The organism is Nocardia sp. NPDC004168 (genome assembly GCF_040610355.1).
GTDB classification, from domain to species: Bacteria; Actinomycetota; Actinomycetes; order Mycobacteriales; family Mycobacteriaceae; genus Nocardia; species Nocardia sichangensis.
Window position 1 is genome coordinate 134,398 of the sequence record NZ_JBEXME010000008.1, and the last position, 20,424, is coordinate 154,821.

Sequence of the window (20,424 nt, forward strand, 5' to 3'; positions counted from 1 at the left end):
GTCGGCCTGCGGTTTACCGTTTTTCCACGGACCGAACGGCAGATAGTGCCGCGGACACCGCGAGGTAGTCACGGTCGCCGATCGAGCGCGAACCCGACGCTCCCTCGGTTCCACGGCGACAAGGAGGTCACCAGTGACGATCGAGAGCATCGCCCACGTCGAATCGAACAACGCGCGGCGCGTCACGCCGCATACACCGAAAACCCATCGGGCCGCCGCGAAGGTCGTCGCGCACCTCATCGATTCCGCCGCGTTGCCCGGGGGCACGGCCGAGGCGGAAGCCGCTGCCGTGGTTCGGATGTGCCTGGAGTGGGCCGTCCAGCGATTGAACGGGCAGGAATCGACCGGACGAACCGACATTCTGCAGACAGCGGCGGCGGGATGGGCCAGGAAGGGGATCCCGATCGACGGCATCCTCCATGCGATCCACGCCGGGTTCAAATTCGGATTGGGCATGCTGTTCGCCGACGAAGACGGCCGCGCCGACCTCATCGCGGGCGCCGCCGTCACGCTCGAACTCTTGAACCTGATCACCGCGACGGTCAGTAAAGCGTATGTGCGAGAGTGCAAAGCCGTGGCGGCCGAGGACCACGCCGCGACGCACACCTTGACTTCGGCGCTGCTCGGCGGGCACGCGTCCTCGATGATGGCTCGCGAATGCGGAATACCGGTCGCCGACGAGTATTTCGTGCTCGCGGTCGCGGTGCCCGCGCATCCCGACGAAAGCCTGCCCCAGCTCGACAGCCGAGTCGTCGCCCGGCGTAAGCTGCGCCGCCTGCAGTCCGGCCTCGCCGACCTGTTCGACGGCCGGGCGCTGTCGCTGCTGTCGGTCGACGGAGGAACGATCCTCATTCCCACCACCCAGCTCAACGCCCTCGATCTCGACAGCGTGGTCGACAAGCTGTCCGCGGCGGCGCGGGTGCCGGTCACCGCCACCGTCGTGACCGCCGGTCCCCGGCAGGTCTCCGTCGCCGCTGCCCAAGCCCATGAGTTGCTCGACACCGTAGAGCAACTCGGACGCGAACCCGGGTTGTACAGATTCACCGAACTGGCGCTGCAATATCAGCTCACCCGGCCCGGCATCGGCCGCGATGTGCTCGGCACCCGGGTCGCGCCGCTGATGGAACATCCGGACCTGTTGGAGACGCTGCGGATCCACATCGACAACGACCTCAACCGCCAGCGCACAGCGCGGCAACTCCATGTGCATCCGAACACCGTCGATTACCGGCTGCGCCGAATCGCGCAGCTCACCGGACTCGATCCCGCCGACGCCAGGGGACTGTGGTACCTGCGTTCAGCGCTGATCGTCTGGACCGACGACGGCACCCGGCGGCTCCCCGCCGATGCCAGGCGAATGGCCGACTCGCGGTAGTCCGCAGGCCGCCTCGCCCCCTCGACAATCCGCGATGGAGGTGCGAAGAATATCCGGACGCGCGACGCACGCGCGGATGCTCATGGAGGTGCGTGCCGTGGCCGATCGAGTGCCCGGAGGACGTCTGGTCAGGAGCGGTCGGTTGGGCAGACTGGCCACAGGCCAAGCCGTGCGTGGGGTCGGAGCCCGGTTGTCGATGATCGGCCGGACCGAAGAGGCCCGGCGCGTACTCGCCGAACGTTCCACACTCGCGACCGCGCAGCAGGTTGTCACGGTGCTCGGCAGCATGAAAGGCGCGGCGATGAAGCTGGGCCAGATGCTGTCGGTCCTCGATGTCGACCTCGTTCCGGAATCGCATCGCGAGCTCTTTCGGACCAAGCTGGCCGAACTCCGCGATCAGGCGCCGGCCGTGCCGTTCGCGGAGATGCTGAAAGTCATCGAGGACGATCTCGGGCCGCCTGCGCGCGTATTCGCCGACTTCGACGAGACACCGATCGCCGCGGCATCGATCGGCCAGGTCTATCGGGCACGACTGCACGACGGGCGCACCGTCGCGGTCAAGGTGCAATATCCCGGCGTCGATCGAGCCGTCCACGCGGACATGCGCAATCTCGAGATGCTCAGCAAGCTGTGGAAGTCCATGTTGCCCAGCGCCGCCGACAATGCCGTGCTGGACGAGATCTCGCGCAATATCGGTAACGAACTCGACTATCCGCGGGAAGCCAGGACCCAGCATCGGGTCGCGATGCGTTATCGGGGGCATCCTTTCATCACGGTGCCCGACAGTATCGAAGAGTACTGCGCGCGAAGAGTTCTCGTAACCGAGTTCGTCGAAGGCGGCACTTTTCAGCAGATCCGGACGCTGCCCGACACCGAGCGTGACCGGCTCGGTGAGTTGATCTACCGCTTCTATATCAGTTCGCTGTTCTGCGACAACGAATTCTGCGGTGATCCGCATCCGGGAAATATTCTATTGGCGGCCGACGGCAGGCTCGCGTTCGTCGATTTCGGACTCTACGACCGGATGGACCCCCTGCATGTCGACTTCGAACGCGCATGTCTGCGTGCGGCCGGGGAGCACCGCGCCCGAGACCTCTACGAGGCCTGGGTCGGGCGCGGCATCATCGACCCGGATGTGGGGGTCACTGCGGAGGAATGCTTGGAATACGTATGGGCCGCGACGGGATGGCATTTGCTCGACGAGCGAATAACGATCACCCCCGAGGTCGCGACCGGTGCGGTGATTCTGGCTGTCGACCCTCGTGCCGCCCAGTTCAAAGGCATGCGGCAGCAGTTGCTTCCGCCCGAGCACGTGTTCTCGCGACGCGCGGATCTGTTCACCTTCGCCGTGCTCGGTCAGTTGCGGGCCACCAACAATTGGCATCGGCTCGCGCGTGAGTGGCTCTATCACGAGGACCCCGTCACCGAGATCGGGCAGGCCATCGCGAAATGGCGGGCCGGTTTGTGACGCCGTTCGAGTTTCCGGACCCCGCAATCCACTGATGCGCTGAATCCGGTGACCGACTCCGACGCCTTGCGTTTCGGATTTCGGTCCGGAAATGGGACTGCGTGACGGCGGTACCTCGTCGGCGGCCCATGCCATGTGGTGGATCTCGGTTTCTCTCGTTCTGTGGCCGCTCATATAGGTAGCCGCAACTTCGCAGTGAGCCGCCCAGAATCCGTTGCTGACCAGCATCTTTCGCCGAATTCCGTCCTATCGTTGCTGCCGTTCGACATTGCGAGGCGCGCCTGCCGGCAAGGACAACCATGCCGAAATACGGAAAGGCATTCGATGAGATCAAGCGTCAGTCGGCGAATATTGCGCACCGCCGTATTCACCGTAACCGCGACCATGACGATGGGGTTGAGCGTGCTGACCGTGCACGCGGCCCCGGAGACGGGTCCGACGGAGCAGCAGTTGGCCGATTACATCGCGGCGGGCCGTAAGGCAGCGCCGGTTGCGGATTCGGGGAGCGCGGGGTCGGGGTCGGCGTGTACGTCGGGGAGTGGTGCGGGTTCCGGGAATGGATCCGGTGACTGCTACGGGGGTTCGGGAAGTAGTTCCGGGTCGTCGGGTGGCTATGCCAGTGACACCGTGGGATTCGGTCCGCCGATGACGTCGTGGTTGGCGGCGTTCGGGTACGGATTGACTCATCCGGATGTAGCGCCGCCGGGAGCGAACGACTGGAACTGCAAGCCGACGGCGGAGCATCCGCGTCCGGTGGTGTTGGTGCACGGGACGTGGATGAACGCCTACAACGGATTCGCGTTCATGGGGCAGCCGATCAAGGATGCGGGGTTCTGCACGTTCACGTTCAACTATGGACGGTCGAATCTGTTGGAGGGCGGCGGTCTGGGGTCGGTGTTGCCGGGGGTGATGGGCACCGGTTACATCCAGGATTCGGCCAAGCAGTTGGCGGTCTTCGTGGATCGCGTGCTGGCGGCGACGGGGGCCTCGGAGGTGGATCTCGTGGCGCATTCCCAGGGTGGGTCGATGTCGAACTGGTACACGAAGTTCGAAGGCGGCGCGGCGAAGGTGAAGAACTTGGTCACTTTCGGTGCGACGCATCATGGGACGAGTCTCGACGGGATCGGCGCGCTGGGGCGGGCGATCAACAACTTCGGAATCGACGTGCTGGGTTTCATCGAGATTTTCGTGGGGCATGCGGGAATTCAGCAGACGATCGGTTCCGACTTCGTCAACAAGCTGAACGAACACGGTGACACGATCGCGGGGGTGGACTACACCGTGGTCGGTACCCGGTATGACGAGATCACCAATCCGTATGACCTGACGTTCCTGAAGGCGGCGCCGGGGGTGTCGGTGCAGAACATCACGTTGCAGGACGGGTGTGAGCAGGATGTGTCGGATCATCTGACGATGATGTATTCGCCGCGAGCGTTGTCGATCGCGTTGCGGGCATTGGACCCGGTGGGTCATCCGAATCTGGAGTGCACGTTCAACCCGTGGCTGCTGGGCGGGGGAGGCTCGCTGTAATCACCGAATTCTCGAGCGTGCGCCGTAGGCGGCGGTTCTAGTGGACTCCGACGCCGCGTTCCGGCGCACATTCGCCGCGAAGTCTCGGTCATCGACGCGTTGCCCCGATCGATGATCCACACCGCGGCGAGTGCCCATCGAGCGACCTGGATCCTCGCTCGATGGGCACACCCATGCGGTCAGTGAGCATGTCCGGCGAGCACCGGCCGACCGACCGGCTCAGACCGCCGCCTCCCAGGCGAACCCGTCCGGGTCCACGAAAGGGCCGATATTGCCGCGGATGGCGATCCGGTGCGATCCGGTGCCTTCCGGTGCGATGCCGGCGTCCTTGGCAGCGGCACGGCGCCCGTAGAGCGCCAGTTTGACCGACGCGGCCGGGGTGGCGAACTCCACGTACTTGCTGCCGAAGCTCTTCGCCACAGCCAGGCCGTGGTCGATGTAGAACTGCTTGGTCGCCTTGACGTCGTCGACCCCGAGGAGCACGACGAAATCATCGACTTCCCGGGTGGCCGGGCCGGTGTCCTTCTTCGATGACGTCGCCACCTTCCAGAGCGCGCCGTCCGGCGCCTGGACGACACCGCCGTAGCCCCAGAAGCTCTCCTTGACGGGCTTGAGCGTCGTCGCACCTGCGTCGACAGCGGTACCGACGAGGCTGTCGACGGTGCTCGGCTGAGACACCACCAGCGACAGCACATAGCCGCGGAAACCGCTGGTCGGAGCGTCGGAGGCGCGGAAGCGCAACTTGCCGCCGAGTCCGAACGCGGCGGCGTAGAAAGCCTCGGCAGCGCCCGGATCGGGCACCTCGAGCACGACGGAATCGATTGCGGCCTGATCAGTGGTGAGGTTCATGGCACCAACGCTAGGCGGCGCGCGGCGAGCGCCGCTTCTCGATTCCTGACCGGTCGGTTCCGGCGGCCCGAGATCCCGCCCGAGACCGTCCGGCGGATGTGCCACAGCTACCTGGCGGCCGCGGTGATCAGCCGCTGAATCCCTCGTCGGACCCGAGGCGGCCGTCGGGGGGCGCAAGGCGCGCCTGGTCGCCAGCTGCGGCGGGGCGCAGGGATCGGCTTGCTCACGTACGCCATGGGTGTTTACTGAAGGAGCGGTTCGGTTCGCCCACCCTTCGATGGCGGTTCGAGGTGCGTATGCCGGTATGGCGGATTCGCGAGTTTCGTGACGCTGATCTGGATCAGGCGATCCAGATCTGGGAGCAGAGCCGTATGGACACCGCGGGTGAGCCGGTGTTCGCGTTGGCGGAGGTGCTTGCGTCCGCGCGGGCGGGGCAGCCGGCGGTGGTGGCCGAGGTCGGCGAAGAGATGGTGGGTATGGCCGTCGCGCAGGTCCAAGGTGAGCGGGCGTGGGTGTTGCTGGTGGCGCTCGGTGCGCAGTGGCGGCGGCGCGGTATCGGCAGTGCGTTGCTGACCGAACTGGAGAGGCGGCTGCGGGCGGATGGGGTGCGGCGGATCTGCACGCTCGTTCCCGAGGGCGCCACCGGGTCGGTCGCGTTCGAGAATTCCGGCTATCTGCGCAGGACGGGTTTGGTCTTCTACGAGCTGGTCGAACCGTTGGCGCCCGCGCAGTCCAGTCTGCTGAGCGAGCTGGGCGGTCGGCTGTTGCCACCGGGGTTGTGGGAGTCGATGGCGGGCATGGACCGAGAGAAAGAGGTCATCGAGCGGCGGATCGTGTTGCCGTTGGCGCGCCCGGATGTCGCGGAACGTTATCGGGTCAGGCCACCCAAGAGCGTGATCTTGTTCGGACCGCCGGGTACCGGGAAGACCAGTTTCGCGAAAGCGGTCGCTTCACGGCTGGGTTGGCCGTTCGTGGAGTTGTTCCCGTCTCGGCTGGCCGCGACGGCCAGCGGTGGTCTCGCGGCCTCGCTGCGTGAGGTGTTCGCGGATTTGAGCGACCTCGATGAACTGCTGTTGTTCATCGATGAGGTCGAGGAGATCGCCGGTGCGCGCGAGGGGACGGCGACCAGCCCGGCGCACGGGGTGACGAACGAGTTGCTGAAGCTGATCCCGGTTTTCCGGGAGGACTACAGCCGGTTGCTGATCTGCGCGACCAACTCGGTCCGGTCTCTGGATTCGGCATTCCTGCGGCCGGGCCGCTTCGACTACGTGATACCGGTCGGCCCGCCCGACGAGCCTGCCCGCAAGGCGATCTGGCGGCGCTACCTGGGTCCGGCAGCCGAGACCATCGATCTCGCACGCCTGGTCCGCGCGACAGTCCACTTCACTCCCGCGGACATCGAGTTCGCCGCGCGCGCCGGTGCGCAGTCGGCGTTCGAACGCGCGGTCCGCGAGGAAACGAGCGAACCCGCCGACGTCGAGGACTATCTGGCCGCCGTCGCCAACACTCGCCTGACGCTGACACCGGAAATCCTGACAGCGTTCGAGCAGGACCAGGCCAACTACACCCGACTATGAGATTCGGCCACATTTGAGGCGTGCTTGCGGAGATTCAGGACTCGATACCGAGGAGTGGGCCGCAGCCTGTGGTGGACGCCTTCGCCGATCACCTCTCCGAGGCCCGCCGAAGGGAGTGCGACTCCATCAACAGTTCATAAGATCTGCGGCGGTCGCTCGGGTCGTACAGGTCGGTCTTGATCAACAACTCGTCGGCACCGGTGGCATCGACCAGCGCTTGCAACTGCGGTAGCACCGTGGCGGCGCACCCGACGAACACACCGGTCAGCTTGTCATCGGTGTTCCGAATATCCATATACCCGTGTGCTTCAGCGGTTTGCGGGCTGGGCAGTTGTATCGGTCGGCCCTGCCGTCGCCGGGCGACCTTCATTCTCAGCGATCCGGCCAGCCACTGGGCTTGCTCGTCGCTGTCGGCGACGATAACCGCCACACTGATGACGATGCGCGGAGCCGGGCACAGCGATGACGGCTGAAACGTTTGCAAGTAGCTTCGGACCGCATCAATCGTGCTCGAGGGTTTCAGATGGTGGGCGGCGGCGAACGGGAGCGCGAGGCTCCCAGCGATTCGGGCGGTATGGTCGCCGCTGCCGAGCATCCAGATTTCAGGCCTATTGCCCACGGCAGGCACAGCCGCCACGCGGCCACCGGCTCTATCCACCTCGAACAGCGCGAGCAGCGCTCGAACCTGATCTTCGAACGATTCGGCCGTGCGGTCGTGCTCGCTGCGTACGAGGTCGGTGATCTCGCGAGGTCCGCCGAGGGCTCGTCCGAGTCCGAGATCGATTCGCCCCGGGTGGAAAGCTTCCAAGGTGCCGAACTGTTCGGCGACCACGATCGGAGCGTGATTCGGCAACATCACCCCGCCGGCGCCGACCCGAATCCGCCGCGTCACCGAGGCCACGCGTTCGACAACGACTGCCGGTGCCGCGCAGGCCACACCCGCCATCCCGTGGTGCTCGGGCACCCAGTACCGGTAGTAGCCGAGATCGTCGACGAGCTGTGCCAGCTCAACGCTATTGCGCAGCGCCATCCTCGCGTTCGATCCCTGCGTGACAGGAGCCGTGTCCAGAACCGAGATACGAACCTCACGACGGTGTTCGACCATTCAGAGCACCTTTCCGCAGCGATATCCCGCGCTTGCTCAGCTCCCGCCGGCCGTTGAGCATCCGTCGTGCTCGATGCCGCGACGGTATCCGCGCTGACGCTGTGGATATCGTCGCACTGCCTCGTGCAGTCGCACCGGGCCGCAGCGTCCGCTCCCACGAATGCGGGTTCTCGGAGAGGCCAGCGCTCGCGGTAGTTCCTCCCGGTCAGGAACCCCGAACTCGCGTATGGAATCGCGGTCGGGGTTCCGTCGCGGGCTCTCGACAGTTCACCCGATAGGGGCGGCGACGAGTGTGCGGAGGGTCATCGGCTCGGCGAGCACGAGTTCGAGCACCTGCTCCACATGTCGGAAGTGCGCTGTCGTGAAGTGGTCGGCGAGAGACTGAGCGCTGGTCCACTCCTCGACGATCACCATCCGGCCGACGTGGTTCGGGTCGAGGTAGGGCCGGTAGGCCAGGCAGCCTGGCTCCTCCAGCGAAGGCTCGATCATCGCTTCCAGCGCGGTGCGAAGCCGATCCTCCTGTCCTGGCGCGGCCAGGCACTCGGCGATGACGGTGAGCGACATGTGATCTCCTGTGCGGTAGAGGTTCTCACGGCTGAGTGGGACCGGCGCCCGCGCCGGAGGCGGTGATCGCCCCGGCGATCTCGGCCAGGTCCGACGGCGTCAACGCCACCGAGTCCGCGCCGATCCAGCCGTCGACCTGGTCGGACTTGCGCGCACCGACGATGGCTCCGGTGATACCGGGCCAGGCAAGCACCCAGGCGATGGCCACCTCGGCGACGGTCACGCCGTGTCGTGCGGCGATGGGGCGCAGCGCGTCCGCCAACTGGAGGTTGGCGGTCAGGCCGGTGGTGAAGTCGTGGTGGGCGGTCCGCCAGTCCTCTGCGGGCAGACCGGCCACACGCTCGGCGGAAAAGGCCCCGGTCAGTAGGCCGGACTGCAACGGTGAGTAGACGATCACGCCGGTTTCGTGGGCGTGTGCCCAAGCGATCTCGGCGGCGGACGACCGGTTGATCGCCGAGAACGGCGGCTGGATGACGTCGACGTGAGCGATCCGCTCGGCGGCCTCGAGCAGGTCGGGCGTGTGGTTGGACAATCCGATCGCCCGAACCTTGCCCTCGGCCTTCAGGTCGGCCATGACCTGCCAGTACTCCTCCAAGGGGGTGGCGTTGGGCGACACCGCCCCGAAGCCGCCGCCGGCGTACTCCAGCGATTCGCCGGTGTCGGGATAATGCACCTGGTACAGGTCGATGTGGTCGACCCCCAGCCGCCGCAGGGAGTCTTCGACCTCGCGGCGCACGCTCGCGGGTTTCATGATCCGCCGAGGCGCGGCCGATGGGTTCTCCGGGTCCCAGACCAGGCCGACCTTGGTGAAGATGTACGGGCGGTCGGCCTGCGGCAGGCCGGAGATGGCCTTGCCGACCAGTTCCTCCGAATGGCCCAGGCCGTACACGGCGGCGGTATCGATCCAGTTGACGCCCGCGTCGAGCGCGTGGCGGATCGCGGCGACCGATTCGGCGTCGTCCGTGGCGCCCCAGCTGAAGGTCCAGCCCGATCCTGAAACGGCCCACGAACCGAAGCCGAGCCGGGTGATGTCCATACCGGTGGTGCCGAGGGGGACGGCGGTCAGGGTGGTCATTGCGCAGTGCTCTTTTCTTGTCGGCGTTCGTTTTCGGTGCCTCCAACCTTGGCGGCCGCGTCCCGGGCTACCCAGTGCCAGCTGGAGCCTGGGCACCGCATGACCAGGCTCGCGTCCGGCAGGCGCGGGGATACTGGCCGCATGCCATTGGACAGACGGGCGGAACTAGGCGAATTCCTGCGCTCCCGGCGGGCCCGCTTGCGGCCCGAGGAACTCGGCCTGCCGGACTACGGCGGTCGCCGCCGCGTTCCCGGGCTGCGCCGGGAGGAACTCGCGCAGCTCGCCGGGGTGAGCGTCGACCACTACGTGCGGCTGGAACAGGGGCGCACCCTGCACTTTTCCGAAGCGGTACTGGATGCGGTCGCCCGGGCGCTGCGCCTGAACGATGTCGAGCGGCAACACCTCTACCGGCTCGCACGACCTTGGTCGGAAGGCGACCGCGCGGATGCGCCGCAGCGGGTCCGGCCGGGGTTGCGGCGGCTGCTGGACTCGGCCGCCGACGTGCCCGCGTACATCGTCGGCCGCAACACCGATGTCCTGGCCTGGAACCGACTCGCCGCCGCGCTGATCACGGACTTCGGCGCACTGCCACCCGCACAGCGGAACCTGGCCCGCCTCGTCTTCCTGGACGAAGGCATGCGCAGCCTCTACGCCGACTGGCCGGAGAAGACCCGCGACGTGGCCGCCTACCTCCGACTCGACGCCGGGCGGCACCCGGACGACCCGGAAACGGCGGCGTTGCTCGACGAGCTTGCCGCGAGCAGCGCGGAATTCCGGAAAGCGTGGGCAGAGCACCACATCAAGGACAAGACCCACGGCCGGTACGTCTACCGGCACCCGGTGGTCGGCGAACTGGACCTCGGCTTCGAAACCCTGCGCTTCCCGGACGATCCGGACCAAGCGCTGATCGCGCACACCGTCGAAGACGGGTCGGCCTCGCAAACCGCCTTGCGGTTACTGGCGAGCTGGGCTGAGGAAACGCGGCCGGTGAGTTGAGACCACTCTTGCCATCGCGAGTTCCCCTCGTCGAGCAGCGCGCCACCACCGCCGTCCGGAGTCGATGGCACGCCGGATCTTGCGCACAGTGGGTATCTGTGTGAGCAGGTGTTGCTGATATCGCCACGGCATTTGTGGCCCGTGCCGAGCCGCCATCGCATAGGCGAGTTGCACGGGGCTGCGGTCGAGATACCGGTCAGCGTGTTCGAACCAGATCATGCTGGTGCGGGCGGCCGCCTGGATCGGGCGTAGCGCAGCGCGGCGCTGCGCATCGTAGTTCTCCAGCGCGTCGGTGAGCTCGGCATGCTCGTACAGGTTCTGTGCGAGCACGACGGCGTCGACAATTGCCAACCGGGTGCCGGAACCGATGGTGAAGTGCGTCGTGTGCGCTGCGTCGCCGAGCAGCACCACGTTGTCGTGATACCAGATCTTGTTGGTCACCTCGAGAAAGCGGCTCCACCTCGCCGCTTCGCCTCGTGTGGTGCTGAGCAAGGAGTGATCGTCGAGAGTGCGCGCGAATATGTTCTCCAAAACGCGCAAGTTCTCCAGATTGTCCTGTGAATCGAATCCCAGTCCACGCCAAGTCTGCGGTTGGCACTCGACGATGCAGGTGCTGACTTTCCCGGCAATCGACGGGTAGGCATGGAACCAGATCCATCCGGCCGAGGTGTGTTCGAAGGCGAAGGTGAATCGGGTGAAGACCTTGTCCGTACCGAGCCAGACATATCGATTCTCGCCGAGTGTGACGGACGTGCCGAAACGATCGTCAACCAGCCGCCGTACCCGGCTGTTCGCGCCGTCGGAGGCGACGATGAGATCGGTGTCGCCGAAGCCGGACAGATCGTGCACCTCTCGCCCATGCCGGACATCGACGCCCAGGTCGCTCGCCCGCCGGGAAAGTACGTCGAGCAATGCCGCGCGCCCCATGCTGAACCCGTAGCCCCCGAAATACGCGGCTCGGTCGTCACGCACATGAATTTCTTGCTCACGCCATAGGACTGACCCGGCCCGCACCGCCTGGGCGCTGTCGGGGTCATTCCGATACAGAATGTCGAGCAGGTCGTCCCAATACACGACGCCCCAGCCATAGGTGGACCCAGCGGGATCGCGGTCGATCACCGTGATGTCATGAGCCGGGTCGCGCCGCTTCATCGAAATCGCGAAGTACAGTCCGGCCGGCCCGCCACCGACGCACACGATCTTCATTTCGTCACCAGCTCCAGCCCGGTCGGTCGAACTCGGCTTCAGATGAGCCCTGCTCGATGCGACCGAGCCCGGCACGCTGTACGTGTCCGGGCTCGGTCACCGGCGCTAGAAGCTGCCCCAGCCACCCCAGCCGGGGTTCCACCACCCCCAGCCACCGTTACCCCAGCCACCGCCCCAACCCCAACCGCCGCGGCCCCAGCCGCCACCGCCCCACCCCCAGCCGCCGCGGCCCCAGCCGCCGCCGCCCCAACCCCAGCCGCCGCCGTGACCCCAACCAGGGCTGTCGACGAGCTGGGTCGCAGACGTGGGCGTCGTTGCGCGGGCGGTAGGCGCTTGCGCCGCGGCTGCGACGACCGGAACTGCGGCAACTGCGGCTATACCGGCGGCGGCCGCTAACCGGGCGAACTTTGTATGTGAATTCTTTCTGTCGAACATGATAGGGCTCCAGGGACAGTCCCGACCTGCCCGAATTGTACGCGTTTTCGCGGAATTGTAGAAGTTTCCGTGTTGCCCAATTTATAATGCTCGCCGCATTCCCTACCGTTTCCTGATCCGAGGATGCCCGCGTGCCCTGTGGAGGGGATGGAATCGTCAGTAAGTCCGGTGTATTCGGTGGCCGGGATCGATGAGGATCTTGCCTTCGATCCGGCCGGCGGCCAGCTGGTCCAGTGCGTCGCCCAGCTCGGCGAGCGCTATCGGGGGTCGGGCGAATTCGTTGCCCAGTTCCGGGGTGGCGGTGAGGATGTCCAATGCCGCCGGAAGGTCGGTGTCGCAGATGTGGGCCAAGGTCGTGTCGAGGGTGATCTCGCGGAAGATCATCGAGTGCAGGTCGAGTGTGGGATGTTGTTTCGGGATGCCGACGGCTTGGACTCGACCGCCGTCGGCGACCATGTCGAGGGCGGCGGCCAGTTGGCCCGGCGCGCCACTGGCTTCGATCACCACATCGGGCTTGCGGCCGCCGAGCGCGTCGCGGACGTCGGCGCTCAGCGCTGAGGAGGGCGGCAGGGTACGGGCGGCGCCGAGCCGTCTGGCGCGTTCGAGGCGGGCGCCGGGGAAGTCGATGACGGTGATGTCGTAGTCGCCGAGATGTTTCAGGCCGGCCAGGACGAACGAGCCGATCGCTCCGGCGCCGATGACCACGACATGGTCGCCGTCGCGTACCCCGGCTCGGCGGGCGGCGTGGATGCCGACGGCCAAGGGCTGCGCGAGTGCGGCGTGGTCGAGGGGGAGGCCGGGCGGCAGTCGGCGCAATGTTCGCACCGGAACGGCGACGTATTCGGCCATGCCACCGTCGAGGTCGAGCCCGAGGGTCTGGTATCGCGCGCACCGGTTGGTGCGGCCTTCGTGGCAGCGTCGGCAGGTGCCGCACCAGATCCCGGCTCCGCTGGCCACGAGTGTGCCGGAGGCGAGGTCTGTTCCGGTGTCGACTTCCACGATCTCGCCGACGAATTCGTGCCCGGGGATGATCGGGCCGAGGTGGCGGCTGTGGGGGTGACGGTGGTGGACGGGAAAGATCTTCGGCCCGGCTGTCCACTCGGCGGCGTCGGTTCCGCAGATGCCCGAGCGCAGCACACGCACCAGCGCTTCGGTCGCACCCGGGGTGGGGATGGCGACGTGTCGCAGACGGATATCGCGGGCGCCGTGGTAGACGGCGGCTTGCATCGTCGATGGCACAGAAGGTCCTCTAGGTCGGGGCGTGTTGCCGGACAGCGCCGTCGGGCCGGTCGTATGACGAGCGGCCCGACGGTGTTTCATACGGTGACGGGTGCGTCGTCGCGAGGGTCGGTCATCGGTCGGATGACGACGGTGTCGTCGGTGGCGCCGGAACGGGGCAGCAGCAGGGCGACGACGGCGGCGAGTCCGAAGAAGCAGGCACACAGGATGAGTCCGCCGCTGAAACCGATGTCGGCGGCCAGTCCGGCCAAGGCGAACGGCGCGAGCGCGGAAATGCCGCGGCCGACGTTGAAGCAGAATCCGGCTCCGGTGGCGCGGGCTCGCGTGGGGAACAGTTCACCGAGGTAGGAGCCGAACAGGCCGAAGAAGGCGGTGAACGCGCCGAACAGCGGTCCCAGCCACAGCAGACTGGTTTGGTGGGTGGTCACCGCGTAGATCGGCAGTGTCAGCGAGACCCCGGCCAGGGTCAGGATGATGGTCCGGTGGCGGCCGATGTGGTCTGCGAGGAACCCGAATCCGTTGTAACCGGCGAACATTCCCAGGTTCAGGATCGTCACGAAGACCGCGACCGAACTCGAGGGCAGGTCGCGTTCGGTCGTGAGGTAGGTGGGCAGCCAGGTCGTCGCGCCCCAGTAGCCGAACAGCGCGAGGGCCGCCATCAGGGTGCCGAGCAGGGTCGTGCGGCGCAGGCCGGGGCCGAGGACATCGCGCACGGAGACGACCTCGCCGGCGTCGGCGGCCTTGTGCACCGCCCAACCCGCGGATTCGGTGAAGAAGATCAGGACCACGACGACGGGGAGTGCGACCGCGGCGCCCGCCACGAGGAACATCAGTCGCCAGTCCGGCAGGAACCAGCCGGAGATGGTGGCGGCCATCGCGCCACCGGCGGGGAAGGCGCTGATGACGAAGGCGGCGGCGCGGCCTCTGCTGTGTTCGGGCCAGGTCTCCACGACGTAGGCCGAGACCACGCTCCACACCGCGCCCAGGCCGATGCCGGCGAGGAACCGCAGCAGCAGGACGGTCTCGAAGTTCGGGGCGACGGCGATCACGGCGGTGAAGACACCGAAGGTGACCAGCGACGCGATCAGTGCCTTCTTACGTCCGAAGTTGTCGGCGACGTAACCGCCCAGGACGCTGCTGACGCCGATGCCTATCAAGGTGGCGGTGGCCAGCAGTCCGCCCTGGGTGACCGATAGCCCCATGTCCTTGCGGATGGTTGGCAGGGCCATGGACAGCAGCACTATCTCGAGCGCGTCGAACAGGTAGGCGAGAAAACACCCGCCGAGCACGATCCAACGACTACGTCGCATCGCGACACCTCCAAAGTGGCCTGCCGCGGACATGACTGCGCGGCAGGGAAAATCGTGTTCGCAGGGAATGAAGCCCGCCCTGCCGGGCAGATCCGGGATCCGCGTGCGCGGACGGCGCGGTGTGCGGCCCGCGATAGCCGGCTAGGAGCCGTCGTGGGCGGCCAGGACGAGGTCGAAGTCGATGCTCGTCCAGCCGCGTTCGGAACGGGTGCCATCGGGCGTGGGGTCGACGGCATCGTGGCTCACGACGTCGACCACAAGGTTCTGCTTCACCCCGAACACCGCGTCACTGTCCAGGTACGGGTCGCCGGCGACGAAGATGTGGGTGATCAGGGTCCGGTATCCGGGTGCGGTGACCATGAAGTGCAGGTGGGCGGGCCGCATGGGGCCGCGGGCAGTGGCCGCGAGCAGGTCGCCGACCGGGCCGTCGTGCGGGATCGGATACGGCGCGGGGAGAATCGAGCGGAAACGGTATTCGCCGTCGTGGCCGGACCGCAGCCAACCGCGACCCGCCGAGCGGCCGTCGGGATACTGGACGTCGTAGAAGCCGTCTTCGTCGGCCTCCCACACCTCGATGCGCGCACCCTCGATGGGGACGCCGGTGACCGAGCGCACCTGGCCGGACACATAGCAGGGGATTCCGGCCGCACCGCGGGCGATGTCACCGCCGAGCGGCACTTCAGGGGCTGTGTCGACGAAGAACGGGCCGAAGACTGTGGATTCGGTGGCTCCGGGTTCGCGCGGTTCGTTGATGGCGATGGTCAGCATCGACAGGCCGAGCACGTCGGAGAGCAAGATGAACTCCTGGCGGCGCTGGTCGGTGATGTGCCCGGCGCGGGTCAGGAAGCCGATGGCGACCTCCCACTCGCGTTCGCTGAGCCGCACGTCGCGGGCGAAGGCGTGCAGGTGCTCCACAAGGCTGTGCATGATCTCGCGCAGGCGGGGATCGGGGGTGGCGTCGAAGCTGGCCAGCACCTCCTCGGTGACGGCTTCCTCGCGGTCGGTGGTCAGGGTTCGGTCGATGCTCATGTGGTGTGCCTCGAAGGGTCGGATCCCGACCATGCGGCGTGCAGCAGGGCACGGAGGCCGGCAGGAGTGACGGGAGTGGGGTTGTCGGCGGGTGCGATCGCGAGGATGTCGTCGCCGACCGCGGCAATGTCGAGTTCGGTGACGCCGAGTTCGCATAATCCTTTGGGAATTTCGAGCTTCTCGCCGAGTTCGCGCAACGCGGTCACCGCGTCGGGGCGGGCGAGCGCGTTGGCGATCCGGTCTCCGGCCTGCGGCGCGTTGGGCAGGTTGTAGGCCAGCACGTACGGCAGGACGATGGCGTGTGTCTGCGCGTGGGGCAGATCGAACGCGCCACCCAGGACGTGGCAGATCTTGTGGTGCAGACCGGATCCGGCGACGGCGAACGCCGATCCTGCGAGGTAGGCGCCGAGCAGCAGTTCACCGCGTGCCGCGAGATCCGAGGGCGCGGCGTGGATGGTGGGTAATCCGTTGACCAGATGGCGAATACCGGCTTCGGCGACAGCACTCGAGATCGGGTTGCGCTGCGGCGCCCAGAACGCTTCGACGCAGTGGGCCATCGCGTTGAGACCGCTGGCGACCGAGAGGTCCACCGGGAGCGAAACAGTCAGTTCGGGGTCGTAGATCACGGTGCGGGGCAGGACCCGTTGATCGGTGCCGGTGGTCTTGCGGCCTCGATCGGTCAGCCCCCACACCGGCGTGACTTCCGAGCCCGCGTAGGTGGTGGGCACCGCGAGGATCGGCAGCCCGGTGGTCAGGGCGACGGCCTTGGCGGTTCCGGTGGTCGACCCGCCGCCGACCGACAGCACGAGATCGGCATGTTCGGCGGCGGCGCGGGCGCGTTCGGCGACCTCGGTGGGCACGTGCGGACGCACGTCGGTGAATGTCGCGATCACCCTGTCGGCGAACGGCGCGCACAACCGCGCCCCGATCACACCTTCCTGGCCGGTGCCGATGAGCAGGATCCGTTTCGCGCCGAGACGGTCGATCTCGCCGAGCAGCTGGGTGCGCGCTGCGCCCGCACCGAAGACGACGCGGCCGGGCAACCCGTCGTAGGTGAAACTCGTCATCGGCGTTCACCCGCCGGGATGACGGTGGGCTGGAATGCGAGCAACAGCCATTCGTCGTTCTCGTACACCCAGACCGCGAGTACTCGGTTGGCCAGCGTCTTGCGGACGCCGGCGGCGGTGATCTCGGCGTGCATCTCACCGACGACGATCGCGGTGTCCGCGGCGACGACGACCCGTGTGACCGGGTGGTCGATGCGGTGGTAGCGGTAGTGACCGGTGCGGAGTTTCTCGAGGTAGCTGTCGCGGGTGTCGACCTCGGCGTTGGAATGGGTGTAGACGAGGTCGGGGTGGGCCAGCGCGGCGAAACGGTCGAACTCGCCGGTGAGGACCGCGGCGTAGCGCCGATCCTCGAGCCCCCGGATGGCGGTCTCGATGCTGGCAGCGGTCATGGTTGCGCCGGTCATGGGCGCGCTCCTGTCTGTTCGAGTTCGGCAGCGGTCGTGTGGTTCGGTTTCTCCGCGCGATCGCGCAGGGCGGTGAGTACTCGGGCCATGTCGGCCTCGGCGAGGCCGGCGTCCACGGCTTTGTCGAGGACGGACAGCGCCGCTTCGGAGCCGGGCAGGTCGAGCCCGTGTCGGTGGGCGAGGTCCAGGGCCAGACCGAGGTCTTTGCGGATGAGGGAGACCGGGGCCGCGACGGCGGTGGACTCCGGTGTGAGATACGTCTGGCGTTTGTAGCCGACGTACGGGGCTCCGGCGGCGCTGCCGCTCAGGATGTCGTAGAAGACACCGAGGTCGAGATCGGCGGCCTCGGCGATCAGCAGGCCTTCGGCGACAGCCTGGTTGAGCCCGGCCAGCACCGCGTTGACGGCGAGTTTGGCCGCCGAGCCCGCACCGACCGGGCCCGCGTGGAACTGCGCCGCGGTCATCGCGGCCAGTACCGGGCGGGCACGCTCGAACTGGTCGGCCGACGCGCCGACCATCGTGGTGATGGACGCGGTCTCGGCCATGGAGACGCTGCCCGAGACCGGCGCGTCGATGAGCTGGAGGTGGGGCAGTTCGCCGAGTGCGCGCACGGCTTCGGGGCCGATGGTGCCCATCACGATGTGCAGGTGACCGGGCCGCGCGGCGCGCAGCACTTCGCTCACCACGGTGAAGGTGGAGGGACCGTCTGGCAGCATGCTGATCGACAGCGAGGCGGCGGTGAGGTCCTGCGCGGAGGCGACCGCGGTCGCTCCCTGCGGAGTCAGTCCGGGAACGGGGTCGTAGGCGAGGACGGAGTGGCCCGCCCGGACCAGATGCGTCGCCATCGGATGTCCCATACGGCCCAGGCCGGCGAATCCGATCAGCATGACCGCCTCCCTCGTTCGGACATCGCGTGTCGCGCGAGCGGTGGCACGGCTGCCGTGGGGTGACGCGCTGCGAGGAAAGACATGGGTCTCCTTCGTCATCGGTGACCGGAATGGACGCACTCGTGAGAGTGACGTTCAGTATCATGGAACAAAATTCCACATAGTGTCAAGTAACACCAAACATGATGATTGATAGAAGGTAGCTATTCGATCGGAGGATTTCCGCCATGTCGGACACTGGAAAGGACTTCTCGTCACTACGTAAACTGTTGTGCCGAAGCCAATTAGAGGCTTCAGTGGCCATGTTCGACGCGACTCGGTCCAGGACGGCGCAGACGCGGATGCCTCAGCGGCGATGTTGCCGGACTGTGATGCCAGGCCGAACGCCGATCGCGCTGGCATGCGAACGACCCGCATAGTGTTCACTGTGAATGAATGATCGAGGGCGTCCGGATGAAAGGGTGAGCCGATGGAGGACAGGATCGGATCGGCGTTGCGGCAGGCTCGCCTCGAGCAGAAACTGAGTCTGCGCGGCTTGGCGGCCGCCGCAGGCATCTCGGCCAGCCAGCTCTCCCAGATCGAGACCGGCAAATCCCAGCCCTCGGTGAGCACTCTCTATGCCCTGGTGACCCACCTCGGCGTCTCACTCGACGAGTTGCTGGGGATCGGACAGACGCGCCCGGACGCCGACCGCGCCGCAGAACCCCGCCGCCAGTCCACGGGGGTCGTGCAGCGGGCCGCCGACAATCCGGTGTTGGAGATGGCAAACGGGGTCCGGTGGGAACGGCTGGCGGTCGATCCGCGCGCCGACGTCGACGCACTGCTGGTGACCTATCAGCCGGGTGCGGCCAGTTCCGTCGACCGGACGATGATGCGCCACCAGGGAACCGAGTACGCCTACCTGCTCGCGGGTGAGTTGACGCTGCTGCTCGACTTCGACCGGCATCGTGTCGCCGCAGGCGACTCGCTGTGCTTCGACTCCACCAGGCCGCACATGTACGTCAATCAGGGGGCCGAACCGGCGACGGGAGTGTGGTTCGTCTCCGGTCGCCACAATCCCGGTCCCTCGCGGACCTGGGTCGCCGAACAACTCGGCGAGGCCGGAGCGCAGGCGTCCCCGCGGGTCACCAACGCCGTCGACGTGCTGAGCCTGCTCGGAGCGGTCGGCGCGCCGCCCGGCGAACGCGACACGGAGGTCGCGCCGCACGGGGACGCCTGAGCAACCCTCGCTCAGGCGAATCCGAGCAGGCAAGGGCCTTCTCGGTGGCCGGGATCGGTCCGATGCCCATGATGGCGGACGGAATTGCCGCCGTCACCGCGGAGTTCTTGCCGCCCATGGTGATTCGATCACGGGCGAGGTGGTCGTGCAGAGCCGCGCCTTCGCCTCGGACGCCCCATCGGATGTCGGTGGCGTAGAACTCGCTGCGGCTCACAGATTCCAGGCCGCCGGCCACGATGGGGTCGCGGTCACCGAAGCGCAGGTGCATGCACACGTCGAGCACGGCCTGCGAACTGATCCGCAGTGTCGATCCACCTGTTGACCCGGGCGCGATGACACCGAGGCCTACGTCCAGCGGGCCGATCCGCCCGATCGCGGGCGCCTCCCCGTTCGGGTTGAGCGCAGTCGCCGAATACGCGGACCGTCAGCGGGACACCCCGTGCAGGATGAGCGTGTGCTCGATGCAGCGCGCGATGAATTCGTCGTCGAGCGCACCATCGACCACCAGAAGACGGAAATATATGGGGGCGGAAAGGGTTTCGAGTACTTCGCGGGGATCTACGTCCGACGGCAGCTCGCCGCGGTCGACGGCCCTGCCGATGACGTGCGCGGTTCGGTCGAAGCGGTCGACCCAGAAGCGTCGGCGCGCCTCGGCGACCTCGGGATCGGCCGACAGCGCGATGGTCGTGCCGAGCAGCCGCGCGATGCCGGGTCGCGAGACCAGGTGGGAGATCTGTTCGGCGAGTTGCCGGAGATCGCCGCGCAACGTCCCGGTATCGGGTGCGGGGTTGCCCGCCGCCGCCAATTCGGTGACGGTCTCGGCGATCAGGGCCGTGCGCGTGCCCCATCGCCGGTAGATCGTCGTTTCCGCGACTCCTGCCCTGGCGGCGACATCGCCGATGGTCAGCCCCTCGATCCCGTGTTCGGCTACCTGCTCCAGGGTGGCGGTCAGTACCGCGTCGCGCACGCGCGCCGACCGTCCCCCGGTCCGCTTGCGCGGGGCCGGGGGCGGTGACGATTCGTCGATGCTCGCGTCGCGTCCGCGCTGATCCATGCCCCTGTTCTACTCGATGCGCACCCGACGATGGG

At 67.1% G+C, this 20,424-nt stretch carries 18 protein-coding genes; 6 read left to right on the forward strand and 12 right to left on the reverse strand.

Annotated elements, in window-relative coordinates; all coding sequences use genetic code 11:
* Positions 1-133: 133 nt before the first annotated feature.
* The 3 genes from ABZW96_RS17720 to ABZW96_RS17730 all read left to right on the forward strand — a co-directional run bounded on the left by ABZW96_RS17720 (position 134) and on the right by ABZW96_RS17730 (position 4,373).
* Positions 134-1,375 (forward strand): helix-turn-helix domain-containing protein, encoded by a 1,242-nt coding sequence (locus ABZW96_RS17720; protein ID WP_355075806.1) that lies wholly within the window; start codon positions 134-136, stop codon positions 1,373-1,375.
* Positions 1,376-1,472: 97 nt separating this feature from the next.
* A complete protein-coding gene (locus tag ABZW96_RS17725; RefSeq protein ID WP_355075808.1) occupies positions 1,473-2,843 on the forward strand; it encodes an AarF/ABC1/UbiB kinase family protein in 1,371 nt (456 codons plus the stop codon).
* A 384-nt stretch (positions 2,844-3,227) separates the two neighbouring features.
* Positions 3,228-4,373, forward strand: coding sequence for an alpha/beta fold hydrolase (locus ABZW96_RS17730; protein WP_355075809.1), 1,146 nt, complete (start codon positions 3,228-3,230; stop codon positions 4,371-4,373).
* A 219-nt stretch (positions 4,374-4,592) separates the two neighbouring features.
* Here the strand turns inward: ABZW96_RS17730 and ABZW96_RS17735 are convergent, their stop codons facing one another.
* Entirely contained in the window at positions 4,593-5,222 is a 630-nt protein-coding gene (locus ABZW96_RS17735) for a glyoxalase (protein WP_355075811.1), read from the reverse strand.
* Between the two features lie 296 nt (positions 5,223-5,518).
* On the opposite strand from ABZW96_RS17735, the gene ABZW96_RS17740 reads away from it, so the two are divergent.
* Positions 5,519-6,799: a GNAT family N-acetyltransferase gene (locus ABZW96_RS17740; RefSeq protein WP_355075983.1), complete on the forward strand. Its 1,281-nt coding sequence runs from the start codon at positions 5,519-5,521 to the stop codon at positions 6,797-6,799.
* Positions 6,800-6,887: 88 nt separating this feature from the next.
* On the opposite strand, the gene ABZW96_RS17745 is transcribed toward ABZW96_RS17740, so the two are convergent.
* The 3 genes from ABZW96_RS17745 to ABZW96_RS17755 form a co-directional block, all read right to left on the reverse strand.
* Positions 6,888-7,904, reverse strand: coding sequence for an LLM class flavin-dependent oxidoreductase (locus ABZW96_RS17745; protein WP_355075813.1), 1,017 nt, complete (start codon positions 7,902-7,904; stop codon positions 6,888-6,890).
* Positions 7,905-8,171: 267 nt separating this feature from the next.
* Positions 8,172-8,468 carry a putative quinol monooxygenase gene (locus tag ABZW96_RS17750; protein ID WP_355075815.1) on the reverse strand — a complete coding sequence of 99 codons (297 nt, stop codon included), beginning with the start codon at positions 8,466-8,468 and terminating at the stop codon, positions 8,172-8,174.
* Between the two features lie 25 nt (positions 8,469-8,493).
* Complete coding sequence (locus ABZW96_RS17755; RefSeq protein WP_355075816.1) at positions 8,494-9,543, reverse strand: aldo/keto reductase; 1,050 nt, start codon at positions 9,541-9,543, stop codon at positions 8,494-8,496.
* A 141-nt stretch (positions 9,544-9,684) separates the two neighbouring features.
* On the opposite strand from ABZW96_RS17755, the gene ABZW96_RS17760 reads away from it, so the two are divergent.
* On the forward strand, positions 9,685-10,539 hold the full coding sequence (locus ABZW96_RS17760; RefSeq protein WP_355075818.1) for a helix-turn-helix transcriptional regulator: 855 nt from the start codon (positions 9,685-9,687) through the stop codon (positions 10,537-10,539).
* Here ABZW96_RS17760 and ABZW96_RS17765 read toward each other — a convergent pair.
* The 7 genes from ABZW96_RS17765 to ABZW96_RS17795 form a co-directional block, all read right to left on the reverse strand.
* Entirely contained in the window at positions 10,498-11,745 is a 1,248-nt protein-coding gene (locus tag ABZW96_RS17765; RefSeq protein WP_355075819.1) for an FAD-dependent monooxygenase, read from the reverse strand. The two genes, ABZW96_RS17760 and ABZW96_RS17765, sit on opposite strands and share 42 nt — an antisense overlap.
* Before the next feature lie 591 nt (positions 11,746-12,336).
* Complete coding sequence (locus ABZW96_RS17770; RefSeq protein WP_355075821.1) at positions 12,337-13,419, reverse strand: alcohol dehydrogenase catalytic domain-containing protein; 1,083 nt, start codon at positions 13,417-13,419, stop codon at positions 12,337-12,339.
* Between the two features lie 77 nt (positions 13,420-13,496).
* Positions 13,497-14,729: an MFS transporter gene (locus tag ABZW96_RS17775; protein ID WP_355075823.1), complete on the reverse strand. Its 1,233-nt coding sequence runs from the start codon at positions 14,727-14,729 to the stop codon at positions 13,497-13,499.
* A 141-nt stretch (positions 14,730-14,870) separates the two neighbouring features.
* On the reverse strand, positions 14,871-15,758 hold the full coding sequence (locus tag ABZW96_RS17780) for an intradiol ring-cleavage dioxygenase (RefSeq protein WP_355075824.1): 888 nt from the start codon (positions 15,756-15,758) through the stop codon (positions 14,871-14,873).
* Positions 15,755-16,825 (reverse strand): maleylacetate reductase, encoded by a 1,071-nt coding sequence (locus tag ABZW96_RS17785; RefSeq protein ID WP_355075826.1) that lies wholly within the window; start codon positions 16,823-16,825, stop codon positions 15,755-15,757. The genes ABZW96_RS17780 and ABZW96_RS17785 overlap by 4 nt, the downstream gene beginning before the upstream one ends.
* Positions 16,822-17,229, reverse strand: coding sequence for a nuclear transport factor 2 family protein (locus ABZW96_RS17790; RefSeq protein WP_355075828.1), 408 nt, complete (start codon positions 17,227-17,229; stop codon positions 16,822-16,824). Before ABZW96_RS17790 ends, ABZW96_RS17785 begins: the two co-directional genes overlap by 4 nt.
* Positions 17,226-18,116 carry an NAD(P)-dependent oxidoreductase gene (locus tag ABZW96_RS17795; RefSeq protein WP_355075830.1) on the reverse strand — a complete coding sequence of 297 codons (891 nt, stop codon included), beginning with the start codon at positions 18,114-18,116 and terminating at the stop codon, positions 17,226-17,228. The genes ABZW96_RS17790 and ABZW96_RS17795 overlap by 4 nt, the downstream gene beginning before the upstream one ends.
* A gap of 469 nt (positions 18,117-18,585) precedes the next feature.
* On the opposite strand from ABZW96_RS17795, the gene ABZW96_RS17800 reads away from it, so the two are divergent.
* Positions 18,586-19,335 carry an XRE family transcriptional regulator gene (locus ABZW96_RS17800; RefSeq protein ID WP_355075832.1) on the forward strand — a complete coding sequence of 250 codons (750 nt, stop codon included), beginning with the start codon at positions 18,586-18,588 and terminating at the stop codon, positions 19,333-19,335.
* 424 nt (positions 19,336-19,759) lie between these two features.
* Here the strand turns inward: ABZW96_RS17800 and ABZW96_RS17805 are convergent, their stop codons facing one another.
* Entirely contained in the window at positions 19,760-20,389 is a 630-nt protein-coding gene (locus ABZW96_RS17805; protein WP_355075834.1) for a TetR/AcrR family transcriptional regulator, read from the reverse strand.
* Positions 20,390-20,424 lie beyond the last annotated feature (35 nt).

Coding starts and splice junctions, on each gene's coding strand:
- ABZW96_RS17730 (WP_355075809.1), top strand. CDS start 3,228: ATGACGATGGGGTTGAGCGTGCTGACCGTGCACGCGGCCCCGGAGACG.
- ABZW96_RS17735 (WP_355075811.1), bottom strand. CDS start 5,222: ATGAACCTCACCACTGATCAGGCCGCAATCGATTCCGTCGTGCTCGAG.
- ABZW96_RS17740 (WP_355075983.1), top strand. CDS start 5,519: ATGCCGGTATGGCGGATTCGCGAGTTTCGTGACGCTGATCTGGATCAG.
- ABZW96_RS17745 (WP_355075813.1), bottom strand. CDS start 7,904: ATGGTCGAACACCGTCGTGAGGTTCGTATCTCGGTTCTGGACACGGCT.
- ABZW96_RS17750 (WP_355075815.1), bottom strand. CDS start 8,468: ATGTCGCTCACCGTCATCGCCGAGTGCCTGGCCGCGCCAGGACAGGAG.
- ABZW96_RS17755 (WP_355075816.1), bottom strand. CDS start 9,543: ATGACCACCCTGACCGCCGTCCCCCTCGGCACCACCGGTATGGACATC.
- ABZW96_RS17760 (WP_355075818.1), top strand. CDS start 9,685: ATGCCATTGGACAGACGGGCGGAACTAGGCGAATTCCTGCGCTCCCGG.
- ABZW96_RS17765 (WP_355075819.1), bottom strand. CDS start 11,745: ATGAAGATCGTGTGCGTCGGTGGCGGGCCGGCCGGACTGTACTTCGCG.
- ABZW96_RS17775 (WP_355075823.1), bottom strand. CDS start 14,729: ATGCGACGTAGTCGTTGGATCGTGCTCGGCGGGTGTTTTCTCGCCTAC.
- ABZW96_RS17780 (WP_355075824.1), bottom strand. CDS start 15,758: ATGAGCATCGACCGAACCCTGACCACCGACCGCGAGGAAGCCGTCACC.
- ABZW96_RS17785 (WP_355075826.1), bottom strand. CDS start 16,825: ATGACGAGTTTCACCTACGACGGGTTGCCCGGCCGCGTCGTCTTCGGT.
- ABZW96_RS17790 (WP_355075828.1), bottom strand. CDS start 17,229: ATGACCGGCGCAACCATGACCGCTGCCAGCATCGAGACCGCCATCCGG.
- ABZW96_RS17795 (WP_355075830.1), bottom strand. CDS start 18,116: ATGCTGATCGGATTCGCCGGCCTGGGCCGTATGGGACATCCGATGGCG.
- ABZW96_RS17800 (WP_355075832.1), top strand. CDS start 18,586: ATGGAGGACAGGATCGGATCGGCGTTGCGGCAGGCTCGCCTCGAGCAG.
- ABZW96_RS17805 (WP_355075834.1), bottom strand. CDS start 20,389: ATGGATCAGCGCGGACGCGACGCGAGCATCGACGAATCGTCACCGCCC.